A 702-nucleotide genomic window follows, 5' to 3' on the forward strand; every position below is an offset into this window, starting at 1 on the left:
TAACGTGTTTGTGTATGGTTAGTTGCGTGGTTAAGCAACTAAGTTAGCAAACTTTTACGAACCTGTGAATATTCCGCAGGAATATTCACAAGTAGGGAAGAACCTAGCAATTAATTATACACGGTGTTGTAACACGTTTTTTAGTATAATTTTTTACTTATTTTCATTACTTGTAAACTGTCATTTTGTTTATCCATAAAAAAAGCGGAACCTCCGAGTGGATTCGCAATAGCTAGAATTCCATAATCTTTATTAAACATTACTGGACTCATTCCGTCAATAATCGGCTCTTTCATTTCGTACATATCAAACCAAATTTCAGAGTTCGAATTACTCCGAATAGTTTTGCTTTCATACTTTACGTAATCGGTTAAGTCAAATTGAATTTCTTGATTTTTGGTCAAGTAACTTACTTTTAAATTCCGAGTCGAATCTGTCGTACTTTTATATTCATATTTGATTATCGAATCGCGAACGGTTTTTATGAGTAAATATTCTGTTCGAAGTTTCAGATTGTCATTTGATGATATTCCGTATAAATATCTCGATTCTGTAAAAATTGATTTTGTGTCAGTATGTATCTCAGCGTATCTCTTTTGAACATAAAAGAATAAAAAAATCACATAAGTTAAAGCCGAAACTACAATTATAGCAAATACGAAAATTAATATGTCTTTAGTTTTTCTCAAATGTGTTACAACG

1 protein-coding gene is annotated in these 702 nt (G+C 31.1%); it reads right to left on the reverse strand.

What is annotated here, in order from left to right; translation table 11 throughout:
* Positions 1–140: 140 nt before the first annotated feature.
* Positions 141–702: hypothetical protein (locus ACFQ13_RS06105; protein WP_386115234.1), on the reverse strand; the 562-nt coding region annotated here is incomplete at its 5' end.

It is taken from the genome of Winogradskyella rapida, assembly GCF_042675845.1.
In the GTDB taxonomy this organism is placed as follows: Bacteria; Bacteroidota; Bacteroidia; order Flavobacteriales; family Flavobacteriaceae; genus Winogradskyella; species Winogradskyella rapida.